This window comes from Streptomyces sp. NPDC058697 (assembly GCF_042715345.1).
In the GTDB taxonomy this organism is placed as follows: Bacteria; Actinomycetota; Actinomycetes; order Streptomycetales; family Streptomycetaceae; genus Streptomyces; species Streptomyces liliifuscus.
The window spans coordinates 459248-484310 of record NZ_JBHXSU010000007.1 but is presented as its reverse complement, the minus strand read 5'-3'; the positions used below and the strand labels follow the sequence as shown (position 1 = coordinate 484310).

Here is a 25063-nt window from a genome sequence, read left to right as displayed (position 1 = left end):
ATGAGTGCGGGGCCTCCCGTCAAGCATCCGTCAGCGCGGTGGCCCGGACCCCGACAGGCGGGCATAGCTTCGCTGGAGCGCCCGGCCGATCCGGCCGAGCGGCGCACGTCGCCTTCTGCGAGGAGCAGCTTGATGTCTGCGATCGACCACCCCGAGGACCCCGAGCCCTGTGAACGCGTCCCGGCCGGACTTCTCTTCGTCCCTGTCCGGTCGGGGCCCGTGGGCTGTACGGCCCGGTTCTTCCGCACTCCCCTGGGCGGCCGTACAGCCGTCGGATTCACCTCGGCGGCCAGGCTGACCGCCACGCTGGGCACGGACCAGGCCTGCATCAGGCTCTCCGAACCCGCACTGCGCGCACTCGCCGCGCCTCTGGGCATCACCGCGCTCACCGTCGACCCGCCCCTCTCCGCTCCCGCGGCCACACGTCCGGGCGCCGAGAACACCGAGGCCGCCGACCGCGAGCGCTCGCGGCACGACTGGCACCCGCAGTACATCGGTGCCCTGCGCGTGACCGGCGTCGCTGCCGGCGCCGCTGCCGTCGTCGCGTGTCTGAACCTGCTGATCGGCTGAGGAGGCGCCCGCCATGACCGTTTCCCTTTCCTCGTCCCTCCCGTCGTCCCTGCCCGCGGATCCGCAGGCCCTGACCCGGTTCCTGGGCGGCTCCGACGGTCTGTCCGTCTGGCCCCGCTCCACCCGCCCCGAGGCCGACGCCGACGTCTCCGTCGGCGGGGTCTCCCTCACCGAGGCTGCCGACCGCTTCGGCACCCCCGTGTACGTACTCGACGAGCAGGAGGTCCGCGATCGCTGCCGGGCCTACCGCACGGCGTTCCCCGAGGCCGATGTCGTCTACGCGGCGAAGGCGTTCCTGTGCCGCGCGGTCGCGCACTGGGTGATGGAGGAGGGGCTGGGCCTGGACGTCTGCTCCGCCGGTGAGCTGGAGCTCGCGGTCACCACGGGCTTCCCGCCGGAGAAGATCGTGATGCACGGCAACGCCAAGAGCCCCGAGGACCTGAGCACGGCGCTGCGGCTGGGTGTCGGGCGGATCGTCGTGGACAGCGTCTCGGAGATCGCACGGCTGGCCGCGATCACTCCCGCAGGCACCCGCCAGAAGGTCATGGTGCGGGTCGTGCCGGGAATCGCGGCCGGCGGGCACGCCAAGGTGCGCACCGGCACGGACGACCAGAAGTTCGGTCTGTCGATCACCGACGGATCGGCGCAGCACGCCGTCGGCCGGATACTCGACCAGCCGCACCTCGAACTCGTCGGCCTGCACTGCCACATCGGCTCGCAGGTCGACTCCGTGAAGCCCTACGTGGCCGCGGTACGGCGCATGGTCGGGCTGATGGCACGGGTCCGGGACCAGCACGGGGTCACCCTGCCGCAGCTGAACATCGGCGGCGGGCACGCCATCGCCTACCGTCCGGGCGAAGAGAGCCTCGACGTGGGCGTCCTGGCCGGCCGGGTCCGCGCCGAGCTGGAGGACGGCTGCGCACGGGCCGGTCTTCCCCTGCCGCGGCTCACGCTGGAGCCCGGCCGGGCGATCGTGGGCCCGGCCGGTGTCGTCGTCTACCGGGTCCTCGCGGTCAAGCGCACCGGGCAGCGCGTCTTCGTCGCCGTCGACGGCGGTATGAGCGACAACCCGCGGCCCGCCCTGTACGGGGTGCGGTACGCGCCCCGGCTCATCGGACGCGCGTCGTCGGCGCCGCCCCGCTTCGTCACGGTCGTGGGTCGGCACTGCGAAGCCGGTGACGTCCTGGCGGACGAGGTGGCGCTCCCGGGTGACATTCACCCCGGCGACCTCCTCGCCGTCCCGGCAGCCGGCGCCTATCACCTGTCGATGGCCTCCGGCTACAACCTGGTCGGCCGGCCTCCGGTCGTCGCGGTGTCGGGCGGGATCGCACGCGTTCTCGTACGCCGTGAGTCGCTGGAGGACATGAGCCGCCGGGACGTCGGCCTGTAAGCGCCGCCCCCCTCCCCTGGTCCTCCGCCGGCCTGCTGCTCGGCGGAGGACTGTTCTCGGAATGCCATGGGCAGCCCGAAACATCCCCGAACATCCCTTACTTCCGAGGACGAGGTTTCCTCCATGACTGTCGAGAACGTCGTCGGCCTGATCGTGGCCGTCTCCCTGCTCGCCTACCTGATCCTTGCTCTGATCAAGCCGGAGAAGTTCTGATGTCCGCTCCCGCCGAGACCCTGCCCGCGCCCATGCCGGACGCTCGCCCACCCGGACACGAACAGCCGCCCCGCCGGGTCGGCGCCGGAATGCTCGATCCGACGCAGCTGTGGCGTGCGCTCCCCCAGGCGCTGCGCAAGCTGAATCCCGTGGCCCTGTTCCGCAACCCGGTCATGTTCGTGACCGAGGTCGGCGCCGCCCTCACCACAGGCATCGCGGTCGTCCACCCCAGCCTCTTCGGCTGGCTGATCACCGGCTGGCTGTGGCTGACGGTGGTCTTCGCCAACCTCGCCGAGGCCGTGGCCGAGAGCCGCGGAAAGGCGCAGGCCGACACACTGCGCAAAACCCGTCAGCAGACCACCGCGTGGCGGCTCGTCGGCTGGGAGCCCGGGGCGGCGGAGGACGCGTACGTCGAAGAGGTCGTCGCCGCCTCCGAGTTGAGGCGCGGCGACATCGTGTCCGTGACGGCCGGGGAGCTGATCCCGGGCGACGGCGATGTCATCGAGGGCGCCGCGAGCGTCGACGAGTCGGCGATCACCGGTGAGTCCGCGCCCGTCATCCGCGAGTCGGGTGGCGACCGCAGCGCGGTGACCGGCGGCACCCGGGTGCTCTCCGACCACCTCGTCATACGGGTCACCCAGGAGCCCGGCGAGAGCTTCCTGGACCGGATGATCGCCCTGGTGGAGGGCGCCAACCGGCAGAAGACCCCCAACGAGCTGGCGCTGAACCTGCTGCTCGTCATGCTGACCTTCGTCTTCCTGGTCGCGGTCGTGACCCTCCAGCCGATGGCGATCTTCTCCAAGGAGGCGATGGCGGCCGCGCACGACACCGCGGCGCTGACCGCGGACGGCGTCACCGCCATCGTGCTCGTCTCGCTCCTGGTCTGTCTGATCCCGACGACCATCGGCGCGCTGCTCTCGGCGATCGGCATCGCCGGCATGGACCGGCTGGTCCAGAGGAACGTACTGGCCATGTCCGGCAGGGCAGTCGAGGCCGCGGGCGACGTCAACACCCTGCTGCTCGACAAGACCGGCACGATCACGTACGGCAACCGTCGGGCGAGCGCGTTCCTGCCGGTCGGGGCCGTCCCGCCGGAGCAACTGGCGCAGGCCGCACTGCTGTCGAGCCTGGCCGACGAGACGCCCGAGGGCCGTTCCATCGTCGAATTCGCCTACGAGAAGCACGAGTTGACCGAGCGGGTCGCGAACGGCGCCGAGTGGGTACCGTTCGCCGCGGCGACCCGCATGTCCGGGGTCGACCTTCCCGGAGGGCAGCGGCTGCGCAAGGGCGCGGCGGCCTCGGTCGCGGCCTGGGTGCGCGAGCAGGGCGGCGAGGTCCCGCTCGCCCTGGAGGCGACCGTCCATCAGGTCTCCGCGTCCGGCGGTACTCCGCTGGTCGTGGCGCGGTCCACGAGCGGCGGGCGGGCCGAGGTGCTCGGCGTCGTCCACCTCAAGGACGTCGTCAAGCCCGGCCTGCGCGAACGCTTCGAGGAACTGCGCCGGATGGGCATCCGTACGGTGATGATCACCGGCGACAACCCGGTGACGGCGAAGGCGATCGCCGAGGAGGCGGGTGTCGACGACTTCCTCGCGGAGGCGACCCCCGAGGACAAACTCGCACTCATCAAGCGCGAGCAGGCGGGCGGCCACCTCATCGCGATGACGGGCGACGGTACGAACGACGCCCCCGCGCTCGCCCAGGCGGACGTCGGCGTGGCGATGAACACGGGTACGTCGGCCGCCAAGGAGGCCGGCAACATGGTCGACCTCGACTCTGACCCCACGAAGATCATCGAGATCGTCGAGATCGGCAAGCAACTCCTCATCACCCGGGGTGCGTTGACGACGTTCTCCATCGCCAACGACATCGCCAAGTACTTCGCGATCCTGCCCGCGATGTTCGTCGCGGTGTATCCGGGGCTCGACCGGCTCAACATCATGGACCTGCACTCGCCGCTGTCGGCGATCCTGTCCGCGGTCGTCTTCAACGCGGTGGTCATCGTGGCGCTGATCCCGCTCGCCCTGCGCGGCGTGCGCTACCGGCCGTCCTCCGCCTCGGCTCTGCTCACCCGCAACCTGTGGATCTACGGACTCGGCGGTGTGATCGCCCCGTTCCTGGCCATCAAGTTCATCGACTTCGCCCTCGTCCAGTTCATCCCGGGGATCTGACCATGACACACATCCCGCACTGGCTCGCCCAGCATGTCGCAGCACTCCGGGTGGTCCTCGTGCTGACACTCCTGACCGGTCTGGCCTATCCGCTGGCCATGGTGGCCTTCGCCCAGGTCCCGGGCCTGGACGGCAAGTCCGAGGTCACCGGGGCCGACGGCAAGGTCGCCGGGTCCTCGCTCATCGGCCAGTCCTTCACCGACGCCAAGGGCAACGCTCTCAAGCAGTACTTCCAGTCCCGTCCCTCCAACGCCGGTACGGGATACGACGCCACGGCGTCCGGGGCCGGCAACCAGGGCCCCGAGTCCGTCGTCGACACAGCGGACAAGCCGAGCCTGCTCACCCTGGTGTGCGGGCGCAGCAAGGCGGTCGGCGAACTCGAAGGCGTCGACGGCTCACGCCCGTACTGCACGGACGACGGCGTCGGCGCTGTCCTCGGCGTCTTCTACGACGGCGGTACGAGCGGTCGGGTCACCCGGGCCGTCAGCCTGAACCAGGCGTGCCCGGCGAAGCCGTTCCTGGCCACCTACAAGGGAGTTCGCGTCACCTGCGCGAAGCCCGGCGCGGACTACAGCCACGCCATGACCGTCCCCGTGCGCGGTGACGCCCCGGCAAACCCGGTCGTCCCCGCCGACGCGGTCACCGCGAGCGGCAGCGGCCTCGACCCGCAGATCAGCCCGGCGTACGCCAAGCTCCAGGCACCGCGGGTCGCGCGGGAGCGCGGAGCGAGCGTGGCCGACGTACGCGAACTGATCTCGAAGTACACCACCGGGCGCGCGCTCGGTGTGCTCGGCGAGCCGGGCGTCAATGTCGTCGAGCTGAACATCGCGCTCGACCGTAACCACCCCCAGCAGGGAGCCTGATCATGGCGGCCTGGATCCAGGCATCTATCGTCCTCGCCGTGGTGGTGGGGCTGCACGTCCCGCTCGGCGACTACATGGCCCGCGTCCTGGACGGCGGGAAGCACTGGCGCGGCGAGAGATACGTCTACCGCGTGTGCGGCGTCGACCCGGACAAGGAACAGACCTGGCGGCACTACCTCACCGCCCTGCTCGCCTTCTCCGTCATGAGCATCGCGGCCCTTTTCGCCCTCTTCACCCTGCAGGGGAAGCTGCCCTGGTCGACGGGGCACGAGGGCATGCCGTGGCGGCTCGCGCTGCACACCGCCGTCTCCTTCACGACCAACACCAGCTGGCAGAACTACGCGGGTGAGTCGACCACCGGGCACCTCGCCGTCATGGCGGGCCTGGGCGTCCAGGCGTTCGCGTCGGCGGCGGTCGGCATCTGCGTGGCGCTCGCCCTGGTCCGGGGCCTGGTGCGCCGGTCCACCGACGACCTCGGCAACTTCTGGGTCGACCTGCTCCGCACGATCTTCCGGATCCTGGTCCCGATGGCAGTCGTCGGCGGGCTGATCCTGATGGCGGGCGGTGTCGTCCAGAGCCTCGGCGGCGGACAGACCTTCACCACGGTCGCGGGGGCCAAGCAGACGATTCTCGACGGGCCGGTGGGCTCCTGGGAGGCGCTGAAGCTGTTCTCCGGCGACGGCGGCGGGATCTTCAACGCCAACAGCGCGCACCCCTTCGAGAACCCGAGCGCCTGGACCAACGCCTTCGAGATCGTGCTGATGCTGCTCATCCCGACGGCCTGCATCCGTATGTTCGGCCGGATGATCGGCAGCCTGAAGCAGAGCTGGACCCTGCTCACGGTCGTCGGCATCCTCTTCGGCCTGCTCCTCGCCGCGGGCACCCTGGCCCAGTCCGCGCACACCGGCACGGTCACGCAGGCGGTCGGCGGACAGTACGAGGGCACCGAGACCCGCTTCGGCATCCCCGGCTCCACCCTGTTCGGTGTGAGCGCCACGGGCTCGGCGGACGGCGCGGCGAACTCCTCGTACGACAGCTTCTCCAGCCTCGGCGGCGGAGTGCTGCTGTCCGCGATGATGCTCGGCGAGATCGCGCCCGGCGGCACCGGCAGCGGGCTCTACGGTCTGATCGTGGTGGTCCTGATCGCCGTCTTCATCGGCGGCCTGATGGTCGGCCGCACGCCCGAATACCTGCGCAAGCGGATCGGGTTCGGGGAGATGCGCTGGGTCGTGGTGTACGCGCTGATCCCGCCGACCGTCATCCTGACCTGCACCGGAATCGCGCTCGCCTTCGACGACGGGCAGACCTCGATGGGCAACCCGGGAGCGCACGGGCTGACCGAGCTCATCTACGCCTACACCAGCAACACCAACAGCAACGGCAGCGCGATGGCGGGCTTCAACGGCGCCACCGACTTCCACAACCTGCTGATGACGGTCGCGATGCTGGCCGGCCGCTATCTGCCGATGCTCTGTGTCCTGGCCCTGGCCGGACGCCTCGCCGGACAACAGCCGGGCGTCGTCACCGTCGGCACACTGCGCGCCCAGGGCGTCAACTTCGTAGTCCTGGCCACCGCGGCGGCCGTCATCCTGGCGCTGCTCAACTTCCTTCCGGCACTGTCCCTGGGGACGATCGCCGACGGACTGTTGTAGTCCGTCAATGGCTCGGCCGGTATGGCAGCACGCATGGGACGACGGTAGGAAGCCGACGACTGCCGGAGTGAAGCCGCTCCCGGCGGCCGCTCCCCCGCCCCTGCTCGTCCTTGACGCCCCGGGTGTCAAGGACGAGCAGGGCCTGCATCAGAGCCACGTCAAGGTGCGGGATTCCGGTCTCCCGGCTCTCTACCGTCGACCCATGGGACGCAGCCATGACGCGCGGGACAACGCGGTCCACGCTCACGAACAGCCCGCCGCGGAAGTAGCGCACGACCGTCGCTGGGCAGGGGATCTGCGCAGCGCGATTCAGTGCTCGGCCCTGCTCCTAGCCCTTCTCCTGCTGATCGACTGGGGAAACAACGGCCTCACGCTCCTGCGCGGCGGGCTGTGGGCCGGTCTCGCCGTACTGCTCTTCGTGATCCTCTTCCCGCCCAGGGTCACCGCGGGCGAGGGCTGGCTTGCCTCGCGCGGGCTCCTGGCGGAACGACGGGTGCGCACCGACTCGTTGGTGTCGGTGCGCTGTCTGGACGGTGTCTCCCAACGGCTCCGTCTGCGGGACACCTGCGGCCGGCGGGTCGAGATCGATCCCCAGGTCCTGATGAACAATCCCGAGCTGTGGCACCGCCTGAACGAGGACTCCCAGAAGTCGACGGCACACGGATCGCTTCTCTGCGGAGAGACCGCTCTGCGCCACCTCTCGGAACGGATCGACCGCCAGACCGCCCAGTACGTCTTCAAGGTCTCGGGGTTGGACTAGGACGTGCCTTTGCTCCTCCGAGCACCCCAGTCGGACTCAGTTGTGACGCGCGAGCTTGGCCGAGGAGACCAGCAGGATCACGACAAGCACGGGGACGAGTACCAAGTCCGGGAACACACCCAGCAGCAGCCCGCCCAGCATTGCGCCGGTGATCGAGCCTGCGGCCATGACCAGGGTGAAGCGGAGGTTGGCACCGAGCACCGCGAAGCTGCCGTCGCGGCTGTAGCGGGCGAAGGCGACCAGCATGGTCGGCAACGAGACCAGCAGTGACAGGCTTCCCGCCGTTTTGATGTCCACCGCGAACAACAACACGATGGTCGGGATCAGCAGTTCGCCCCCGGCCACGCCCATGATCGCGGCGACCACGCCGATACCGAAGCCGGCCACGACTCCGCAGGGCACCAGAGCCCACACCGGCAGGGCGAGCGTCCCCAGGGTGGCGATGTGGGTGACCAGCAGTGCCGCGGCCATGAGCATCATCAGCGCCGCCAGCACCTTGTACAGAGTGGCGCTGCGCATCCGCACCGCCCAGCTGGCTCCGGCCCAGGCACCGAGCAGGCTCCCGGCCAGCAGGTTGACCGCGACGGGCCAGTGCGCGGCGACCTCGGAGGCGGAATCCGCGGCCAGGCGGGCGGGCAGCGCGACCACGACCACGACCAGGCTCATCGCCTTGTTCAGGATGACCGCGGACAGCGCGGCGAACCCGAACAGGCTGATCAGCAGCGGCAGCCGGAACTCCGCGCCGCCCAGTCCGATCATCCCGCCCAGCACACCGATGACCGCTCCCGCGCCGAACACCGCGGGGGCCGAGCAGGTCGGGCGTACGGGGGCGAGATCCTCGTCGGTGGTCATGGCGGGCATCCTCGCCGGTGGCCGTCCCTGGCTGCTACGGCGCACCCCCACTTTCAGGGAAAGACCGCTTTGCCCGTCGTGTCGGTGTGCTGTCGGTTGTCCGTGACGTATGTCGATGCGGTGTCGGTGCCTTGTCAGCGGGGCCTGGAACGTTCTGTGGAGGTCCTGCCGGGCGTCCATTCGGCAGGCGTGAACATGCGAGGAATCACTATGACGACTCACGTCACGATCATCGGTGCCGGACTCGGCGGTCTCACGCTGGCCCGCGTCCTGCACGTCCATGGAATCCCGTCCACGGTCTACGAGGCGGAGTCCTCCTCGACTGCGCGCGCACAGGGCGGGCTGCTCGACATCCGCGACTACAACGGCCAACTGGCTTTGCAGGCGGCCGGCCTGATCGACGACTTCCGCAGTCTCGTCCTGGAGGGACGTCAGGCGATGCGGCTCGTGGACCGGGACGGGAAGATCCTGTTCGACGTGCCGGACGACGGCATGGGTGGCAACCCCGAAGTGCAGCGCGGCGAGCTGAGGCAGCTGCTGCTCGACTCGCTTCCGCCCGGCACTGTCCGATGGGGACACAAGGTCAGCGGTGTCCGTGCCCTCGGCGGCGGCCGCCACGAGGTGGCCTTCACCGACGGCACCACCGTCACCACGAGCCTGCTGGTCGGCGCGGACGGCGCCTGGTCGCGGGTCCGGCCGTTGCTTTCCGATGCGACACCGGAGTACATCGGCATCTCGTTCGTCGAGACCCATCTGTTCGACGGCGACACCCGGCACCCGACCAGCGCGAAGACCGTCGGTGGCGGAGCGCTGATGGTGCTTGAGCCGGGCAAGGGGATCATGGCTCACCGGGAGCGTGGCGGGAACCTCCACACCTGGGTGCTGCTTTCCAGACCGCAGGACTGGTTCGCCGGTATCGACTTCGCCGATCCCGACGCGACCACCGCCCAGATCATGCAGGAGTTCGACGGCTGGGCACCGGAGCTCACTGCCCTGGTAACCGACGGTGAGACCCCTCCGGTCCTGCGCATGCTCCACACCTTGCCCGTCGAGCACCGGTGGGATCGAGCGGCGGGGGTGACCCTGCTCGGCGACGCCGCGCACCTGACGGGCCCGAACGGTGAAGGCGCCAACCTCGCCATGTACGACGGCGCCGAACTCGGCAGGGCCATCGCCGCACACCCTGACGACACGGAGACCGCACTCACCGAGTACGAGCAGGCCATGTTCTCCCGAAGCGCCGCATCCGCCGCGGAAGCCCCCGATCTCCACGAGATGTTGGGCGACGACGCGCCTCACAACCTGATCAACAAGTTCGCCGGGAGCACTCCTTGACGCATCCTTGGCGCCGGTTACGAGGACGTTGTCACTGCCTTGACGGGGCCCGGGTCGATAGGGTGAAGGCGGTGTGCCGGGAAGTCTGGTCGGCCGGGAGCCACAAGGCTCCTGCTTCATGGCCAAGGGGACGGCATGCGCAGCGTGGGGACGGTTCTGGCTCTCGTGGTACTCGCCACCGTGGTGGCGACCTTCGCCCGTCGATGGCGGATTCCCGCTCCCTCTCTCCTCGTTGTCGCCGGCCTCACGGTCGCCCTGCTGCCGGGCACCCCCGAGATCCGGATCGACCCCGAGATCATCGGGCTGGTCGTCCTGCCACCGCTGCTGTACGCGAGCGCCGAGGAACTGTCCTGGCGCGAGCTGCGCGCGGTCTGGAAGCCGGTCGGGGTGCTGTCCGTCGGCCTCGTGCTGGCCTCGGCCGCGGCGGTCGGCGCGGTGGCGTCACTGGTCACCCCGTTGTCGTGGCAGATGGCCTTCGTGCTGGGCACCGTGCTCGCCAGCACCGACCCGGTGGCGGTCACCGCGCTGGGCAGACGGCTCGCGCTGCCGCCCAAGGTGCAGGTCCTGGTCCAGGCGGAGAGCCTTTTCAACGACGCGACGTCCCTGGTCCTCTTCCGGGTGGCGGTGGGTGTCGCCGTGGCGTCGGCGACGGCCGGCTGGGGTGCGGCGGGGGGTGAGTTCGCGCTGCTGGCGGGTGGCGGCATGGTCATCGGCGCGGCTGTGGCCGGCGTGGTGACACTGATCCGGCGACGTACCGAGGACCCGGTGCTGGAGACGGTGATCGCCCTCGTCACTCCGTACGCGGCCTACGTTCTGGCGGAGGCGGCACACGCGTCGGGGGTCACCTCCGTCGTGGTGGCCGGGGTGGTGCTGGGCGGTCACGGCGACCGCCTCACCAACGCCCGCATACGGCTCCAGTTGCACGCGGTCTACGGCACCGTGGTCTTCCTGCTGGAGAGCGTCGTCTTCAGCCTCATCGGACTCGCCCTGCCCACCCAGGTGCAGGCCCTGTCCGACGACGACAGAGCCTGGCCGCTGTACGCGCTCGCCGTCGCCGCCACCCTGATCGCGATGCGCATGCTGTGGCTGATACCCCTGTCGGCTGTTGTACAGCGCAAGGGCGGCATCCAGCACGTGAACTGGCGGGTGCCCATGGTTTTGACCTGGGCGGGCACCCGGGGCGTCGTCCCGCTGGCCGCAGCCCTGTCCATCCCTGTCGCGGCGGACGACGGCTCCGCGCTCATGGAGCGCCCCCTCGTCCTGGTCCTGACCACCTCGGTGGTCGTGGTCACGCTCGTCGTCCAGGGCTTCACCCTCGCCCCGGTCGTACGCCGCTCCGGCATCGCCCTCGAACCCGACCACACCGAGCGTGAGGAAGCCGAGGCCCGTTGCAGCCTGGCGAACGCGAGCCTCGGGCGTCTGGACGAGATGTCCGAACTGGAGGCGGTCCCGGACATCGTGCTCGACCGCCTCCGCCGTGGGCTCACGGCCCGTCTCGACGACGCCCGCGACCGCCTCACCCAGGCCGACGGCGACAACGAACCGACGGAATCCGCCGACCTCACCTACCGCCAGCTCCGCCGCGACCTGATCACCGTCGAGGAGGCCGAACTCCAGCGCCTGTACGACGCCAGGCGCATCAGCGACACCACCCGCCGCCGACTGCAACGCTCCCTGGACCTGGAGGAGGCCCGCCTGACGGACGCCTGAGCGCTAAGGGGTGTGCGCGGCGGTCCGTGGGCGGATGGTGCCGCTGGTCACGGGCCGCATCGCAAAGTCCTCGCGTCGGTCGGCAGACCGGCCGTCAGAACAGCCCGTTGTCGTGCGGCAGGGATGCGGGGATAGGCGCGATGATGTCCCAGTGTTCGACGATCTTGCTGTCTGCGACGCGGTACAGGTCGTAGAACGCGACGGGGACACCGAATTCGCCCTCGGACAGCAGCACGACGAGGTCACCCTCGGCGATGATCTTGTGAATCTTCGTGTAGACGATGTTCGTGCCCTGCTCCGCCAGGGCCTTGGCGGCCGCGCCGGCACCGTCGAGGCCGTCGGCGGTCTCGGTGTTGTGCTGGTGGTAGGTCTCGGAAACGTAGTTGGTCATCGCTGTGGAGTAGTCGCCGCCCACCAGGATCTTCTCCGCGTAGGTGGTGACCGCGTCCCTGCTGGCCTCCGTCTGGTTCTGGTCGGAGGACCCGACGGGGCCGTCCGTCTGGGAGCGGCCGGAGGCGGTCGGTGACACGACCGGGGCCAGCGCGTCCCAGTGTTCGGCGAGCTTGCCGTCGGCGACACGGAACAGGTCGAAGGCGACCAGCGGTTCGGGCCCGAGGCCGTGATAGATGCCGTGCAGGGCGACCATGTCGCCGTCGGCGATCGCGCGGACGTTGTCGTACCGGAAGCCGTCGGGCAGACTCGCGATCAGCTGCCGCATTCCCTCGGGGCCGTCGGCGGCGAGGGAGCTGTGCTGTCGGTAGTCGGCGGATACCCAGCGGTCCACTCCACTCGGGTCCTTCTTGCCGAACAAGTCGCTGACGGCGGCCAGGACGGTGTCCTTTGCGGTCATTGCAATCCTCCGATTCACTGGCATGACCTGAAGCAACACCCGGTTACCGGCCTTCACCCTGCCATCGGCCGCTCACGTGCGCGCACCGGCCTCGGCCATCGGGCTGGGGTGTTCGGCCTTGATCGTTCACGGCACGGGACAATCGAACGCCAATCGGTTCGCCACAACGCTTTGAGCCGCGAGTCCAAAGGACCCGGCGTGTTATTCGCGCATGGTCACGCCGCCGTCCACCGACAGGATCTGGCCGGTGATCCAGCTGGATTCCCCCGACAGCAGGAAGACGATCATGTTGGCGAGGTCCTCGGGCTCGCCGAGCCGCGGGAGTGCGGTCTTCTCCAGCAGGGCCTGGCGGATCTCGGGGGGCGTGCCGGTGCGGACGTTCTCGGTGAGGACGACACCGGGGGCGACGGCGTTGACGCGGATGTTCTTCTTGCCCCACACGTGTGCGGTGTGGCGGGTGAGCGCGTGCAGGGCGATCTTGGAGGAGGCGTACGCGGTCAGCCATTCCTCGCGCTGCCATGCCGCCAAGGAGGAGACGTTGACGATCGAGCCGCCGCCCGCCGCGGCCAGCGCGGGGAGGCTCTCGCGGATCACGAGCCCCGTGCCGGTGACGTTGATCCGCATCATCTCGGCCCACACCTGAGGGTCCATGGTGTCCACACCCTGGTCTCGGGCCATGAGGTCCCCGCTGACGGCACCGGCGACGTTGGCGACGCCGTCGAGCCGGCCGAAGCGCTCGGTGGTCCGGGTGACCAGGGAGGCGATGGAAGCCTCATCGCGAAGGTCGAACTGGACCGTGAGCAGCCGGTCGGCCGCCTCCACGGCCTGCTCGCGGATCCGCGAGAGTTTGTCGGGGCTGCTGCCGGCCGCGGCCACCCTGGCCCCCTCGGCCAGCAGCCGCCGCACGGTGGCCGCGCCGATACCTGATCCGCCGCCGGTGACGATGAAGACCTTGTCCTTGAGCCCTTCCATGACTGGGCACACCCTTTCGGTTCGCTGGGGCGGCGCCGGTTCCGCGGCCGGGCACGACGGCGTGGACGCCGAGGCGGGAACACGCCTGGCGCGGCCGGTCGTTTCCGCTCGCATGTGCGCGGCGCAACCGCTTCGACCAGGACGTTGACGCCTGGTTCGCCGCCCACTGTGCACGACTGCAACAAGGGGTACAAAAGGCACTTCTATGTTCCTCAAGAACACCGAAAGGGCGTCATCCGTGAGCAGCAAGGAGGGTCGGCCGACCTCGAACGGCCAGGCGCGGGTGAACGTGCTGCCCCTCCAGGGCCCCTGCGGGCGCTGGAACGAGCAGGAGGTGGACTTCCTCCGCGAGATCCTCGACCTGGTCGGCGACAAGTGGAGCATGCTGGTCGTCGGCGTCCTGGCCGTCGGCGACACCCGCTACTCGGACCTCGACACAGCCATCCCCGCCATCTCCCGGCGCATGCTCACCCTCACGCTCAAGCACCTCCAGCGCAGCGGCCTGGTCGAGCGCACCTCCCACCCGCAAGTCCCGCCCCGCGTCGACTACTCCCTCACTCCCCTCGGCGTCTCCCTGCTCTCCACCATCGACCCCCTGGCAGCCTGGTCCGCCGAGCATCACACCGAGGTCCGGCACAAGCAGGACACGTACGACAAGAGCACCGCATCCGATGCCGCCCACGACCGTGCAGGCCAGGGGGCACCAACACCGTGAGGCCGCCTGGCCCGCATCGGTTCCTGCGCCCGCCACACGGCCTCGTTCATCCCGGCGGCGGCCTCGCACCGCGAGCTGTCTGGGGTTGTGCCGGCTCCGGGGGCGGATGAGTGACGGGCCCTCACGACGGAGGCGTTGCCCGGGGCGACCCGGCCGCGACCCCCTCGTGGTCGCGGACCGGGTGCGCCCCCGGGCGGGGTGACCGGTTCGTGCTGCGTCTGTGCGACAGCTCTGGCGCCCGCCACAGGACTCGCGTGCATCCGGCCATGGTTGTCACGAACCCTCCGGCGTCACGCCACGTACGGTCACCCGTGCCCCCCACGCCACTGATTCTGCGGTCGGTTTCGGCCACCGAAGCCGTCCATTGACGCCCTCCTGACGCCCGCTCAGGTGACCTTGACGGGAGCTTGACGCCACCGCTCGACCGGCCGTTAGAGAGGCGCAAATTCCGTACCGGAGGGCGTGATTCGGGCATCGGACAGGGCTAGATTTTCCCCTCGGCCGCCGGAGGGGTTCCGCGGACGTCAGTGGCATGACGGTCTTCCCCTGGGAGCACTCATCGGGTGCTCCCACTCAGGGCACCGCACGGCGGCCGAGCACGCGGCGGCGTTCTCGTCGTCATCCGTTGCCGGCGTCCGTGTGCAGCTCTGCGGTGCCGGGGCCCCGGCACCGCAGGGCCCGGCCGTCACTCCGACGACCAGGTCCGCAGTCCGGCGGTCACCACACGCTCTGTCAGCCCGACCGGTCGCCGGCGTGCCTCTGTGCGCGTGGGCGCGGTTCCCCACCGAGGCATGAAGGTCCCCATGTTTTCCGCCGCTCCCCAGCAGGCCCCGCCGTCCCGCCCGCAGCGCGCTCCCCGGCCAGGACCGGAGGACGGCCACAAACGCCGCGCGCCGAGCGGACTGTTCGAGCCCGCCCAGCTCGTCCAGTCCTTCCCGGAGGCGCTGCGCAAGCTCCATCCACGTGCCCTCGTCAAGAACCCGGTGCTGTTCGTCGTCTCCGTCGGAGCCGTCCTCACCACGCTGTCGGCTGTCCTCCATCCGGCCGTCTTCACGTGGGTGATCAGTACCTGGCTGTGGCTGACGGTGATCTTCGCGAACCTCGCCGAGGCCGTCGCCGAGGGCCGGGGCAAGGCACAGGCCGAGTCGCTGCGCAGAGCACGCACCGACACCGTCGCGCTGCGGCTGCGCCACTGGACCTACGGCATCAATCTGCGGAACGCCGAGACCGAGGCCGTGGCCGCCACCGACCTCAAGCCCCTCGACGTCGTGCTCGTCGAGGCGGGCGAGCTGATCCCGGCCGACGGCGATGTCATCGACGGCGTCGCGGCGGTCGACGAGTCCGCCGTCACCGGTGAGTCGGCGCCCGTGATCCGGGAGTCGGGCGGCGACCGCAGCGGTGTCACCGGCGGCACGACCGTCCTCTCCGACCGGATCGTCGTACGTGTCAGCGCGCGTCCCGGCCACTCCTTCCTGGACCGGATGATCGCCCTGGTCGAAGGCGCCTCACGGCAGAAGACGCCGAACGAGATCGCGCTGAACATCCTGCTCGCCGCGCTCACGATCATCTTTCTCCTGGTCGTCGTGACGCTCCAGCCGATGGCCGCGTACGCGGACGCCGCTCAGTCCACCACCGTGCTCGTCGCCCTCCTGGTCACCCTCATCCCGACGACGATCGGCGCGCTGCTGTCGGCGATCGGCATCGCGGGCATGGACCGGCTCGTCCAGCGCAACGTCCTCGCCATGTCGGGCCGGGCCGTCGAGGCCGCGGGGGACATCAACACCCTGCTCCTCGACAAGACCGGCACGATCACACTCGGCAACCGGGAGGCAGCCGCGTTCATCCCGCTGCCCGGCATGGACGAAGGCCAACTCGCCCAGGCCGCCCAGTTGTCCTCGCTGGCCGACGAGACGCCCGAGGGCCGGTCCGTCGTCGTACTCGCGAAACAGCGGTACGGGCTCCGGGCGCCCGCCGAGGGCGAGTTGAGCCAGGCACGGTGGGTCAAGTTCAGCGCGCAGACCCGGATGAGCGGCGTCGACCTGCGCTGGGACAACGGCGCGGTGTGCGCCATCCGCAAGGGCGCGGCCAAGCAGATGATCGAGTGGGTCCAGATGTACGGGGGCCAAGTCCCGGCCGAGGCACAGCGGTTCACGGACTCGGTCGCGGCAGCCGGCGGTACGCCGCTCCTGGTGGCCGTGCACGACTGGGACGGGCCACGGGTGTTGGGCCTGATCCACCTCAAGGACGTCGTCAAGGACGGCATCCGCGAACGCTTCGCCGAACTGCGCCGCATGGGCATCCGCACCGTGATGATCACCGGTGACAACCCGCTCACCGCCCGTGCCATCGCCGAACAGGCGGGCGTGGACGACTACTTGGCCGAGGCGACCCCCGAGGACAAGCTCGCGCTGATCAAGCGCGAGCAGGAGGGCGGCAAGCTCGTCGCGATGACGGGGGACGGTACGAACGACGCGCCGGCGCTCGCGCAGGCCGACGTCGGGGTGGCGATGAACACGGGCACCTCGGCCGCGAAGGAGGCCGGGAACATGGTGGACCTGGACTCCAATCCGACGAAGCTCATCGAGATCGTCGAGATCGGCAAGCAACTCCTCATCACCCGGGGCGCGTTGACGACGTTCTCCATCACCAATGACGTGGCGAAGTACTTCGCGATCATCCCGGCAATGTTCGCGGGCACGTATCCGGGCCTGGAGTCACTGAACATCATGGGCCTGCACAGCCCGACGTCGGCGATCACCTCGGCCATCATCTTCAACGCGCTGATCATCGTCGCCCTGATTCCGCTCGCCCTGCGCGGCGTCCGTTACACGCCCTCGTCCGCGCACGACCTGTTGCGCCGCAACCTCATGCTGTACGGCCTGGGCGGGCTGGTCCTCCCCTTCGTCGGCATCAAGCTCATCGACCTGTTGATCTCGGGGGTGCCCGGACTGGGGTAAGGCCCCGTCAAGGAGACGTCCGCGCACGTCAGGAGCGCGTAAGGGATAGCGGTCCGAGCTTGTCCAGGGCCGCTCGGGCGGGTTCCATGGACAGCATGAACAGCGAGTGGCTCCTGATCGACCGGCCGCCTCATCGGGCGTGCCGTCGTGTGCCCCGCTGCCCGGAAAGTCGCGCGTCCGCAGTCCGCTGACGCTCTTTCCGTAGCCCCTGGGGCGCCGTGACACCGGTCCGGCGCCCTTACTCATGCCCGTACGCATCGTCGTACGCGGCCCCGAACCCGTACGTGAATCCGTACGCGTACTCCCGGATGGACCATGTCTGACGCAACCCTTTCGTCCCGTACCGTCCTCGTCACCGGCGCCACCTCCGGGATCGGTCTTGAGACCGCCCGGCAGCTCGCCGAGCGGGGCGGCACCGTGCTGGTGCACGGCCGCACCGCGGAGGAGGCTCGCGCCGCCGCCGACCGGCTCGTCGCGACGGCGGGCATAGACGCCGCCCGGCTCTGCACCTTCGCCGCCGACTTCACCCGGCTCGACGAGGTCGAGGCCATGGCCGCGCGCGTCGTCGCCGAGCACCCGCACCTGGACGTCCTCGTCAACAACGCGGGCATGGCCGCGCCCGAGCGGCACACCGTCACTGCGGACGGCAACGAGATCGCCTTCCAGGTCAACTTCCTGGCCCACTACCTGCTCACCTGCCTGCTGGAGCCTGCGCTCACGAGCGAGCCCGGCGGCCGGGTCGTCAGCGTCTCCTCCTCCCTGCACCGCACCGGATCCATCCAGTGGAGCGACCCCAACCGCACCCGCCGCTACTCCCGGCTCGCCGCGTATGCCCAGTCCCAGCTGGCCCTGACGGTCTTCGCCGCAGACCCGCGCGTCACCGCGGTCTCGGTCCACCCGGGCGTCTGCGACACCGCGCTGCTCTCCCTCTACGCCCACGACGGCGTGACGCCCGCCGAGGGGGCCGCCCACGTGGTCCGCCTGTGCGACCCGGCGGTCGAGATCGTCAACGGCGCCTACTACGACCGCGACGAGCGTGTCGCCCCCGCGCCCGCCGCGACGGAGGACCGCACGGTGAAGCGCCTCAACAAGCTGGCCGACCTGCTCGTCGGCCGCACCGCTTGAACTCTCCCTCCACAGAACGGAATTGATGCCCATGTCGAAGCGCGCCCGCAAGAAAAGGGCCCGCCGCAAGAAGAAGGCGAACCACGGCCGCAGGGCCAGCTAGCACTGACCCGAGAGGAGCGGCGGGCGGAAAGACGGTACCGGTCCTACGAGCCGGGCCGTCCCCGCCCGCCCTTCCCTGTCCCCTCACCGACTCACGGGAGACGTCGATGATCGAACTCGCACCCCGCCAACTGCCCCCACTGACCCGTTGGTTCCCCGCCGGAACCCCGGGCCCGGCGACGATCGTCGAGCACGCCCTCACCACGGGCGTCGGCCACTGGTGGGCGGATCAAGCGGACCGGCCGCGCGTCATCGCCGTCTCCTGCGCCGACCACGTCGTCCTGCGCGGAACCCCGGACGCCCTCGGCTTCGACGACCTGGCGTCTCTGCCCTCCCTGGCCCCTCTGGCCAACACCCGCATCGAGACCCCCGCCCGCTTCCTCCCCGCCCTCGGCTCGGCCTTCGACCGCCTCACTCCGTGGGAGCGGATGGTGTGGACCCTCCAGGCCGACCCGCAGCCCTGCGCCGTCCCCCGCGGCGTGACCGTACGCCGTCTCGAACCCGCCGACACGGACGCGCTGCTCGCCCTCGGCCCGGACACGGCCTGGATCCACGCCAGCTGGGGCGACCCACTGGGCCTCGCGGCCTCCGGCCACGGCTGGGCCGCCATGGACCGGAAAGGGCAGGTACTGGCCATCGCCTGTACGTACTTCCGCGGCACCCGTTACGAGGACGTCGCGGTCTTCACCGACCCCGGCCACCGCCGCCACCGCCTCGCCCTGGCCTGCGTCACCGCCCTCGCCGCGGACATCGCGGCACGCGGCCACATCCCCAGCTGGAACTGCTCCGTACAGAACCGGGCCGGCCGCCTGCTGGCCTGGAACGCGGGCTTCCGCCTGGTCCGCGAATACGTCCACTACGGGGTCGGCAGCCCCGTTGCACGCGATCGGCTCAGCGCCTAGCCACCCTCTGCCGTACTCCGGATCGGCGTCACGTTCGTAGGCCTCGTCCACGCCGACTGCCACGACCATGGAACTTCGCCCCTGCGCTCCCCTCGTACCTCACCCATGATGGAAGCGACTGCCCACTCCGACACTCCGAGGGGAGGCCCCATGGCCGACCACGCGACCCCACCGCGCCCTGACGACCGGCCCGTACCCGTGGTCGACTGCGCCCTGTACGAGCGCGGTGAGCGTCGCGCCGGGGCCCTGCCGCTGACCGAGGCCATGGATGAGGCCCGCGCCTGCCCGGACAGCTTCGTCTGGATCGGACTGCGGGAGCCCACCGCCGACCAGCTCAATGTCGTGGCCGATGCCTTTGGCCTGCATCCGCTCGCGGTGGAGGACGCGGTCAACGCCCATCAGCGCCCGAAGCTCGAACGCTACGACGACAGCCTCTTCCTCGTCCTGAAGACCGCTGTCTACGTCGAGCACGACCGCCTCACGCCCACCAGCGAGGTCGTCTCCACCGGAGAAATCATGATCTTCGTGGGCCGGGATTTCGCGGTGGTCGTCCGGCACGGCGACTCACCGGACCTCCGGGGCGTACGCCGACAGCTCGAAACCCAGCCGGAGCTGCTCGCCCACGGTCCGGCCGCCGTCGTACACGCAATCGCCGACACCGTCGTCGACCAGTACCTGGACGTGATCCGCGCCGTCGAGGCGGATGTCGAACAGGTGGAGGCCGGCGTGTTCTCACCGGAACGCACCGACGACTCGGGGCGTATCTACCAGCTCAAGCGGGAGGTGCTGGAACTGCGACGAGCGGTGGTTCCGCTCGCGATGCCGCTGCGGGAGCTGGCCGAGGGGCGGGTGCCGGGGTTCGACCCGGAGATCGGCGCCTATCTGCGGGACGTCAGCGACCATCTCACGCAGGCGTCGGAGCGCATCACGGGCTTCGCCGAGTTGCTCGACGGCGTGCTGTCCGCCAATCTCGCCCAGCTCACCGTCCGCCAGAACACCGACCTGCGCAGGATCAGCGCGTGGGCCGCGATCATCGCCGTACCGACCATGATCGTCGGCGTTTACGGTATGAACTTCGACCACATGCCAGAACTCCGGTGGACCTTCGGCTATCCCTTGGTCCTGGCGGTCATCGTCGTCGCCTGCACTCTGATGTATCGCGCGTTCCGCCGCAACGACTGGCTGTGACACCTCCCGCCCGGGCCGCCGCCCGGGCATCCCACCCGAATCTCCCGTCCCACGCGGCTCACCGTCAGGGCCGCGTCAAGAAATCCCGGAAACGGCGTCAAGGGCGCGACAAGACAGGGTTACCCGATGTTCCAGGCGCAAGAGTGGCCCTCGCGGAAAGCGCGGCGCAGGCCGCTCCGCAGCGCGAAGGGGACTCAACGCAATGCCGGACACCAGCGTTACGGAACAGCGCCCTGCGGCACCGTCTCAGGCGCCGGCTGGGAAGGGGGCCAACTCCCCCCGCCCCTCCAGGGGGAGGCACCGCGAACCGCGGGTTTCCCCCAACAGCCGGATACGCCGAATACGTTGGGCGCGCCGCAGACCCGCAGTGCCGTGGCGCGCCCGCCTCCCTTCGACCGTCCCCCAGTGGCTGAGACTGCTGCGCGGCGCCGCGCTGAGCGTCTCGGCACTGCTGATCGCCGCACTCGTCGTGACCGGACTGCTCGCGCGCTCCGCCTGGTCGGACATCCGGAACCATTCCGCGCCCCAGATCACCAGTGCCACCGGCCTGTACTTCGCGATCAACGACATGGACGCCCAGCTCGCCAACCAGCTGATGTTCGGCACCAACCCGGAGCTCGCCGACGACCGCCGCACCGCCGCCCGCATCTACGACGAGCGACGTGCCCAGGCCGGCGTCTACCTTCGTGACCTCTCCGTCGCGGCCCAGGGTGACCCGGTCGCCGGAGCGTCCGTCGCCCAGGCCATCGCCGACTACGGCAAATACGAGGAGGGCGCCGCCCACGCGCTGCTCCTCAGCAACCAGGCAGGCCACCGCGCGGGCAAGACCGACGCCGAGACGCTGGCCGCCTACCGGTCCGCCACCGAGACGATGCGTACCCGACTCCTGCCGCAGGCCGACCAGTTGGTCACGGCGAACGACGTCGCCTTCGACACGACCTACAACGAGACCACGGACAACCTGTCCTCGGCCCGGATCGCCGTCTTGGCCGCCGGCCTGCTGCTGCTCGTAGTGATCGGCGTCCTCCATGTCTTCCTCACCTTCCGGTTCCGGCGCATCGTGAACCCGGCCCTGGCGGCCGCCTTCCTGATCGCTCTTGGCGTTTCCATCACCGCGACCACGCAGATCTCCGCCCAGCAGGAGCATCTGAGGGTCGCCCGCCACGACGCCTACGACTCCGTCGTCGCCCTGACCCGCGCCCGCGCCGTCGCCTACGACGCCAACGCCGACGAGTCCCGCTATCTGCTGGACCAACCACGCGCCGCCGAACACGAACAGCACTTCTTCGAGAAGACACAGCAGCTCATGCACCTGCCCGGAGCCACCATCGGCGACTACGACGCCCGGGCCGACACCGCCATGAACGCCTACCGCGCCAAGCAGGAGGACCTTCGCTTCACCGGCTTCTTCGGCGACGAGTTCCGCAACATCACTTTCACCGGCGAGCGCAAGGCCGCCGAGGACGCCGTGGCCAGCTACCAGGTGTACCAAAAGGACGACCGCCGCATACGCGCCCTCGTCGCCTCCGGAGACGTGACCGCGGCGATCGCGTTCTGCGTGAGCTACGAACCAGGCGACTCCAACTGGGCCTTCACCGAGTTGGACAAGGCACTGCAGAAAGTGATCGGCATCAACACCAACGCCTACGAAAAGGCCTCCGGCGAAGGCGCCGGCAGTGCGCTGCCCGGACCACTGGGCCTCTCGGGCGCCGCGGCCCTCATCGCCGCACTCGCCGTCATCGGCCTGCGTCGTCCCCTGGCCGAGTTCCCCTCGACGGGCTGAGAGCGTGTCCGAGATCAGGTTGCGGAGTGACGGTCGGCCACCTTGGCTCCACCGCCCAGCACTTCGGCCGGCGCGTGAAGCCGCCCCGGCCTGGACCTTTGCGGGCGAACTCCCGGGTGCGGTGCGGTCGGCACGTACACAGCAGGTACTGGTCCCCCGGCCGCCGGAGCCCGCCGACCGCCGGGAGAGGCCATGAACCTGCGCCTGAACATTCGTCGGGGAACAAGGTGGAGACCATGAGCAAGTGCCAACGCCCGGGCTGCACCGGGACCATCGAGGACATCGGCGGCGGCGAGCTGTACTGCGACACGTGTGGGCTCACCCCGGTGCGGCAACCGGTCGGCGCCGATGGTGCCGGAGGTGCCCGCGGTGCCAGGAGTGCCGGAGGTGCCAGGGGTGCCGGAGCGCCGTACGGGAGCGGGGGCCTGAGCCCCGACAACTCCCAGAACTCCTCGGACTCGTCCGGCTCCTCACCCCGCTCCGCGCTCGGGCGGCTGTCCCACACCCTCACCGGCAGCTTCGGTGGCCGGTCGGTGACCGTACGCAGGCCCCGCTCCGACGGCAGCGGCCCGACCCGCGCCGGGCTCGGCGCCGGCCTGGTGTCCGTACCGCCCATCCCCCGTCCCGATCCGGCCACTTCTGTCCTGGAGAACCCCCAGGTACCCGAGCGGAACCGGTACTGCAGCAAGAGCAACTGCGGCGCGCCGGTCAGTCGCAGCCGCGGTGACCGCCCGGCGCGCGGTGAGGGCTTCTGCGCCAAGTGCGGCCACCCGTACTCCTTCACCCCCAAGCTGCGGGCCGGCGATGTCGTCCACGGCCAGTACGAGGTCGTGGGCTGTCTGGCGTACGGCGGGCTCGGCTGGATCTATCTCGCCCTCGACCGCGCGGTCAGCGACCGGTGGGTGGTCCTGAAAGGCCTGCTCGACACCGGCGACGAGGACGCACTGGCCGCCGCCGTCTCGGAGCGGCGGTTCCTCGCCGAGATCAAGCACCCCAACATCGTCCGCATCTACAACTTCGTCGAGCATCTCGACCAGCGCACGGGCTCGCTCGACGGCTACATCGTCATGGACTACGTCGGCGGCAAATCCCTCAAGGAGATCGCCGCCGAGCGGCGGGGCCCGGACGGCGAGCGCGAGCCGCTGCCGGTCGAGCAGGCCATCGCCTACGCCATCGAGGTCCTGGAAGCGCTCGGCCACCTCCACAAACGCGATCTGCTGTACTGCGACTTCAAGCTCGACAACGCCATCCAGCAGGAGGACCGGCTCGAACTCATCGACATGGGCGCGGTCCGGAGGATGGACGACGAAGACTCCGCGATCTACGGCACCATCGGCTATCAGGCGCCGGAAGTCGCCGAGCTCGGCCCGTCCGTAGCCTCCGACCTCTACACGGTGGCCCGCGCCCTCGCCGTCCTCACCTTCGACTTCCAGGGCTATGCGAACGTCTTCGTCGACAGCCTTCCCGACCCCGGCGACATCCCCGTCTTCGCGCGGTACGAGTCCTTCTACCGGCTCCTCGTCCGGGCCACCGACCCCGACCCCGGCAAGCGCTTCGGCTCCGCCGCGGAAATGGCCGACCAGCTGCTCGGAGTCCTGCGCGAGGTCGTGGCCCTGCAGACCGGCAAGCCCCGCCCTGCCCTGTCCACCGTCTTCGGGCAGGAACTGCGGGTCGTCGAGGACAAGTTGGTCGAACCCCTGGCCGGTGACACGTCCGTCCTCGGCGCGCAGACGCCCGTGGCACGGCGCGGTGCCCGGCGCCGGTCGGCGAAGGGGTCCGTCGGCGCCCTGCCGGGAGGCCCGGCGGTGAAGGCGGCCGCGTACGGAGCCGGTCCGGAGCCGAGACCGGCGGGAGGGGGCGCGGCGGCAGGCGGCGTGGCTGGTGGCACGGCAGGCGGCGCGGCCGGCAGCGTCGTCGCCGGGTCCACCCCGACCGCGTCCGGTTCGCCGTTCACCGTGCCGGTTCAGGCTTCCGGCCCGGCCGGAGAGTCCGGGGCCGGAGCCGAGCTCACGGTTGCGCGGCTCAACGCACGGGCTGCCGCCCTCGCGCTACCGATGCCGTTCGTGGATCCGAGCGACCCCAACGCCGGGTTCCTGGCAGGCCTGGCGGCCGCGGCACCGGCGGAGCTGGTCACGGCCTTGCGGACAGCGCCCGTCGACTCCGTCGAGAGACGGCTGCGGAACCTGAGGGCGCGGCTGGAGATGGACGACGTCGAAGAGGCTTCACGCGTGCTGGCAACGCTGGCCGACGACGACCACGACGACTGGCGCGTGGTCTGGCACCGAGGCCTGACCGCGCTGGCGACCGGCGACCACGAGACGGCCGCGCCGGCATTCGACGCCGTGTACGACGCCTTCCCGGGCGAGTCCGCACCCAAGCTTGCGCTGGGTATCTGCGCCGAGGTGCTGGGACGGTCGGACAAGGCCGCCGAGTACTACCGGCTGGTGTGGACCACCGACGAGCGCTACGTCAGCGCCGCGTTCGGCCTCGCCCGCGTGCTGCTGGCCTCCGGCGACCGGGCCGGGGCCGTGGCAGCGCTGGAATCGGTGCCGGAGGCCTCGATCCGCTTCACGGCGGCCCGGGTCGCCGCGATACGCGCCCGACTGCGTGAACGGTCGCCACGGGAACCGCTGCTGGAAGACCTACGGGCGGCAGCCGCCCAGGTGGAGGAGCTGCGGCAGCTCGGTATCGACGCCGACCGGCGTGAACAGCTCTCCACCGAAGTACTGGGCAGCGCACTCGACTGGGTGCTCTCCGGCAGTCCCGGCGCCGGTCCGGAGGCCACCGGGACCAGACTGCTGGACTGCGACCTGACCGAGCGTGGGCTGCGCCTGGGCATGGAGCGTTCCTACCGTGTGCTGGCCCGGCTCGCCCACCAGGACGGCTCAGCGACTGAGCTGGTGGAACGTGCCAACCGCTTCCGTCCCTGGACGTGGGTCTGACCCATGCCGCACCT

Annotated in this window: 20 protein-coding genes; 17 read left to right on the top strand and 3 right to left on the bottom strand. The window is 70.2% G+C overall.

The genetic code is table 11. The features are described from left to right. The first annotated feature begins 132 nt into the window (after nucleotides 1–132). The 7 genes from ACFWXQ_RS20395 (at nucleotide 133) to ACFWXQ_RS20365 (ending at nucleotide 7616) form a co-directional block, all read left to right on the top strand. Nucleotides 133–570: an SAV_915 family protein gene (locus ACFWXQ_RS20395; protein WP_383949253.1), complete on the top strand. Its 438-nt coding sequence runs from the start codon at nucleotides 133–135 to the stop codon at nucleotides 568–570. 13 nt (nucleotides 571–583) lie between these two features. Beyond that, the gene (gene lysA, locus ACFWXQ_RS20390; protein ID WP_383949250.1) at nucleotides 584–1960 is read left to right on the top strand and encodes a diaminopimelate decarboxylase; all 1377 of its coding nucleotides are present in this window, start codon (nucleotides 584–586) and stop codon (nucleotides 1958–1960) included. A gap of 123 nt (nucleotides 1961–2083) precedes the next feature. Continuing rightward, on the top strand, nucleotides 2084–2173 hold the full coding sequence (kdpF, locus tag ACFWXQ_RS20385; RefSeq protein ID WP_383949247.1) for a K(+)-transporting ATPase subunit F: 90 nt from the start codon (nucleotides 2084–2086) through the stop codon (nucleotides 2171–2173). After that, complete coding sequence (gene kdpB, locus ACFWXQ_RS20380; protein ID WP_386268762.1) at nucleotides 2173–4341, top strand: potassium-transporting ATPase subunit KdpB; 2169 nt, start codon at nucleotides 2173–2175, stop codon at nucleotides 4339–4341. Before kdpF ends, kdpB (ACFWXQ_RS20380) begins: the two co-directional genes overlap by 1 nt. A 2-nt stretch (nucleotides 4342–4343) precedes the next feature. After that, a complete protein-coding gene (locus ACFWXQ_RS20375; protein ID WP_383955999.1) occupies nucleotides 4344–5204 on the top strand; it encodes a potassium-transporting ATPase subunit C in 861 nt (286 codons plus the stop codon). A gap of 2 nt (nucleotides 5205–5206) precedes the next feature. Further along, a complete protein-coding gene (gene kdpA, locus ACFWXQ_RS20370; RefSeq protein WP_383956002.1) occupies nucleotides 5207–6856 on the top strand; it encodes a potassium-transporting ATPase subunit KdpA in 1650 nt (549 codons plus the stop codon). A gap of 202 nt (nucleotides 6857–7058) precedes the next feature. Then, the gene (locus ACFWXQ_RS20365; protein WP_383956005.1) at nucleotides 7059–7616 is read left to right on the top strand and encodes a hypothetical protein; all 558 of its coding nucleotides are present in this window, start codon (nucleotides 7059–7061) and stop codon (nucleotides 7614–7616) included. A gap of 36 nt (nucleotides 7617–7652) precedes the next feature. On the opposite strand, the gene ACFWXQ_RS20360 is transcribed toward ACFWXQ_RS20365, so the two are convergent. Continuing rightward, nucleotides 7653–8468, bottom strand: a complete 816-nt coding sequence (locus ACFWXQ_RS20360; protein ID WP_383956008.1) for a sulfite exporter TauE/SafE family protein — start codon at nucleotides 8466–8468, stop codon at nucleotides 7653–7655. A gap of 210 nt (nucleotides 8469–8678) precedes the next feature. Between ACFWXQ_RS20360 and ACFWXQ_RS20355 the strand changes: the two genes are divergently transcribed. Both ACFWXQ_RS20355 and ACFWXQ_RS20350 read left to right on the top strand, forming a co-directional pair. Next, nucleotides 8679–9803, top strand: a complete 1125-nt coding sequence (locus ACFWXQ_RS20355; protein WP_383956011.1) for an FAD-dependent oxidoreductase — start codon at nucleotides 8679–8681, stop codon at nucleotides 9801–9803. 135 nt (nucleotides 9804–9938) lie between these two features. Then, on the top strand, nucleotides 9939–11513 hold the full coding sequence (locus tag ACFWXQ_RS20350; RefSeq protein ID WP_386268759.1) for a Na+/H+ antiporter: 1575 nt from the start codon (nucleotides 9939–9941) through the stop codon (nucleotides 11511–11513). A 94-nt stretch (nucleotides 11514–11607) separates the two neighbouring features. Here ACFWXQ_RS20350 and ACFWXQ_RS20345 read toward each other — a convergent pair whose 3' ends face one another. Both ACFWXQ_RS20345 and ACFWXQ_RS20340 read right to left on the bottom strand, forming a co-directional pair. Further along, a complete protein-coding gene (locus ACFWXQ_RS20345) occupies nucleotides 11608–12363 on the bottom strand; it encodes a nuclear transport factor 2 family protein (RefSeq protein WP_383956807.1) in 756 nt (251 codons plus the stop codon). Between the two features lie 201 nt (nucleotides 12364–12564). Next, nucleotides 12565–13335 carry an SDR family NAD(P)-dependent oxidoreductase gene (locus tag ACFWXQ_RS20340; RefSeq protein WP_383956803.1) on the bottom strand — a complete coding sequence of 257 codons (771 nt, stop codon included), beginning with the start codon at nucleotides 13333–13335 and terminating at the stop codon, nucleotides 12565–12567. Nucleotides 13336–13573: 238 nt separating this feature from the next. On the opposite strand from ACFWXQ_RS20340, the gene ACFWXQ_RS20335 reads away from it, so the two are divergent. The 8 genes from ACFWXQ_RS20335 to ACFWXQ_RS20300 all read left to right on the top strand — a co-directional run bounded on the left by ACFWXQ_RS20335 (nucleotide 13574) and on the right by ACFWXQ_RS20300 (nucleotide 25049). After that, entirely contained in the window at nucleotides 13574–14050 is a 477-nt protein-coding gene (locus ACFWXQ_RS20335) for a winged helix-turn-helix transcriptional regulator (RefSeq protein WP_383956800.1), read from the top strand. Between the two features lie 803 nt (nucleotides 14051–14853). Further along, the gene (kdpB, locus tag ACFWXQ_RS20330; protein WP_383956508.1) at nucleotides 14854–17007 is read left to right on the top strand and encodes a potassium-transporting ATPase subunit KdpB; all 2154 of its coding nucleotides are present in this window, start codon (nucleotides 14854–14856) and stop codon (nucleotides 17005–17007) included. A 315-nt stretch (nucleotides 17008–17322) separates the two neighbouring features. Then, nucleotides 17323–18132, top strand: coding sequence for an SDR family NAD(P)-dependent oxidoreductase (locus ACFWXQ_RS20325; RefSeq protein WP_383956505.1), 810 nt, complete (start codon nucleotides 17323–17325; stop codon nucleotides 18130–18132). A gap of 31 nt (nucleotides 18133–18163) precedes the next feature. Beyond that, nucleotides 18164–18235: a 50S ribosomal protein bL37 gene (locus ACFWXQ_RS20320; protein ID WP_383956511.1), complete on the top strand. Its 72-nt coding sequence runs from the start codon at nucleotides 18164–18166 to the stop codon at nucleotides 18233–18235. A 106-nt stretch (nucleotides 18236–18341) separates the two neighbouring features. After that, nucleotides 18342–19136 (top strand): GNAT family N-acetyltransferase, encoded by a 795-nt coding sequence (locus ACFWXQ_RS20315; RefSeq protein WP_383956503.1) that lies wholly within the window; start codon nucleotides 18342–18344, stop codon nucleotides 19134–19136. 150 nt (nucleotides 19137–19286) lie between these two features. Then, nucleotides 19287–20324, top strand: coding sequence for a magnesium and cobalt transport protein CorA (locus tag ACFWXQ_RS20310; RefSeq protein WP_386268754.1), 1038 nt, complete (start codon nucleotides 19287–19289; stop codon nucleotides 20322–20324). A 367-nt stretch (nucleotides 20325–20691) separates the two neighbouring features. Further along, nucleotides 20692–22107, top strand: a complete 1416-nt coding sequence (locus ACFWXQ_RS20305; RefSeq protein ID WP_383956962.1) for a hypothetical protein — start codon at nucleotides 20692–20694, stop codon at nucleotides 22105–22107. Nucleotides 22108–22343: 236 nt separating this feature from the next. Further along, nucleotides 22344–25049, top strand: coding sequence for a tetratricopeptide repeat protein (locus ACFWXQ_RS20300; RefSeq protein ID WP_386268751.1), 2706 nt, complete (start codon nucleotides 22344–22346; stop codon nucleotides 25047–25049). The last annotated feature ends 14 nt before the right edge of the window (nucleotides 25050–25063 follow it).

Bases quoted from the DNA above. Each gene is read 5' to 3' on its own strand.
- ACFWXQ_RS20345 (WP_383956807.1), bottom strand. From the start codon at position 12,363: ATGACCGCAAAGGACACCGTCCTGGCCGCCGTCAGCGACTTGTTCGGC.
- ACFWXQ_RS20315 (WP_383956503.1), top strand. From the start codon at position 18,342: ATGATCGAACTCGCACCCCGCCAACTGCCCCCACTGACCCGTTGGTTC.
- ACFWXQ_RS20375 (WP_383955999.1), top strand. From the start codon at position 4,344: ATGACACACATCCCGCACTGGCTCGCCCAGCATGTCGCAGCACTCCGG.
- ACFWXQ_RS20300 (WP_386268751.1), top strand. From the start codon at position 22,344: ATGAGCAAGTGCCAACGCCCGGGCTGCACCGGGACCATCGAGGACATC.
- ACFWXQ_RS20350 (WP_386268759.1), top strand. From the start codon at position 9,939: ATGCGCAGCGTGGGGACGGTTCTGGCTCTCGTGGTACTCGCCACCGTG.
- kdpF (WP_383949247.1), top strand. From the start codon at position 2,084: ATGACTGTCGAGAACGTCGTCGGCCTGATCGTGGCCGTCTCCCTGCTC.
- kdpB (WP_386268762.1), top strand. From the start codon at position 2,173: ATGTCCGCTCCCGCCGAGACCCTGCCCGCGCCCATGCCGGACGCTCGC.
- lysA (WP_383949250.1), top strand. From the start codon at position 584: ATGACCGTTTCCCTTTCCTCGTCCCTCCCGTCGTCCCTGCCCGCGGAT.
- ACFWXQ_RS20325 (WP_383956505.1), top strand. From the start codon at position 17,323: ATGTCTGACGCAACCCTTTCGTCCCGTACCGTCCTCGTCACCGGCGCC.
- ACFWXQ_RS20310 (WP_386268754.1), top strand. From the start codon at position 19,287: ATGGCCGACCACGCGACCCCACCGCGCCCTGACGACCGGCCCGTACCC.
- kdpA (WP_383956002.1), top strand. From the start codon at position 5,207: ATGGCGGCCTGGATCCAGGCATCTATCGTCCTCGCCGTGGTGGTGGGG.
- ACFWXQ_RS20365 (WP_383956005.1), top strand. From the start codon at position 7,059: ATGGGACGCAGCCATGACGCGCGGGACAACGCGGTCCACGCTCACGAA.
- ACFWXQ_RS20395 (WP_383949253.1), top strand. From the start codon at position 133: ATGTCTGCGATCGACCACCCCGAGGACCCCGAGCCCTGTGAACGCGTC.
- ACFWXQ_RS20355 (WP_383956011.1), top strand. From the start codon at position 8,679: ATGACGACTCACGTCACGATCATCGGTGCCGGACTCGGCGGTCTCACG.
- kdpB (WP_383956508.1), top strand. From the start codon at position 14,854: ATGTTTTCCGCCGCTCCCCAGCAGGCCCCGCCGTCCCGCCCGCAGCGC.
- ACFWXQ_RS20340 (WP_383956803.1), bottom strand. From the start codon at position 13,335: ATGGAAGGGCTCAAGGACAAGGTCTTCATCGTCACCGGCGGCGGATCA.
- ACFWXQ_RS20360 (WP_383956008.1), bottom strand. From the start codon at position 8,468: ATGACCACCGACGAGGATCTCGCCCCCGTACGCCCGACCTGCTCGGCC.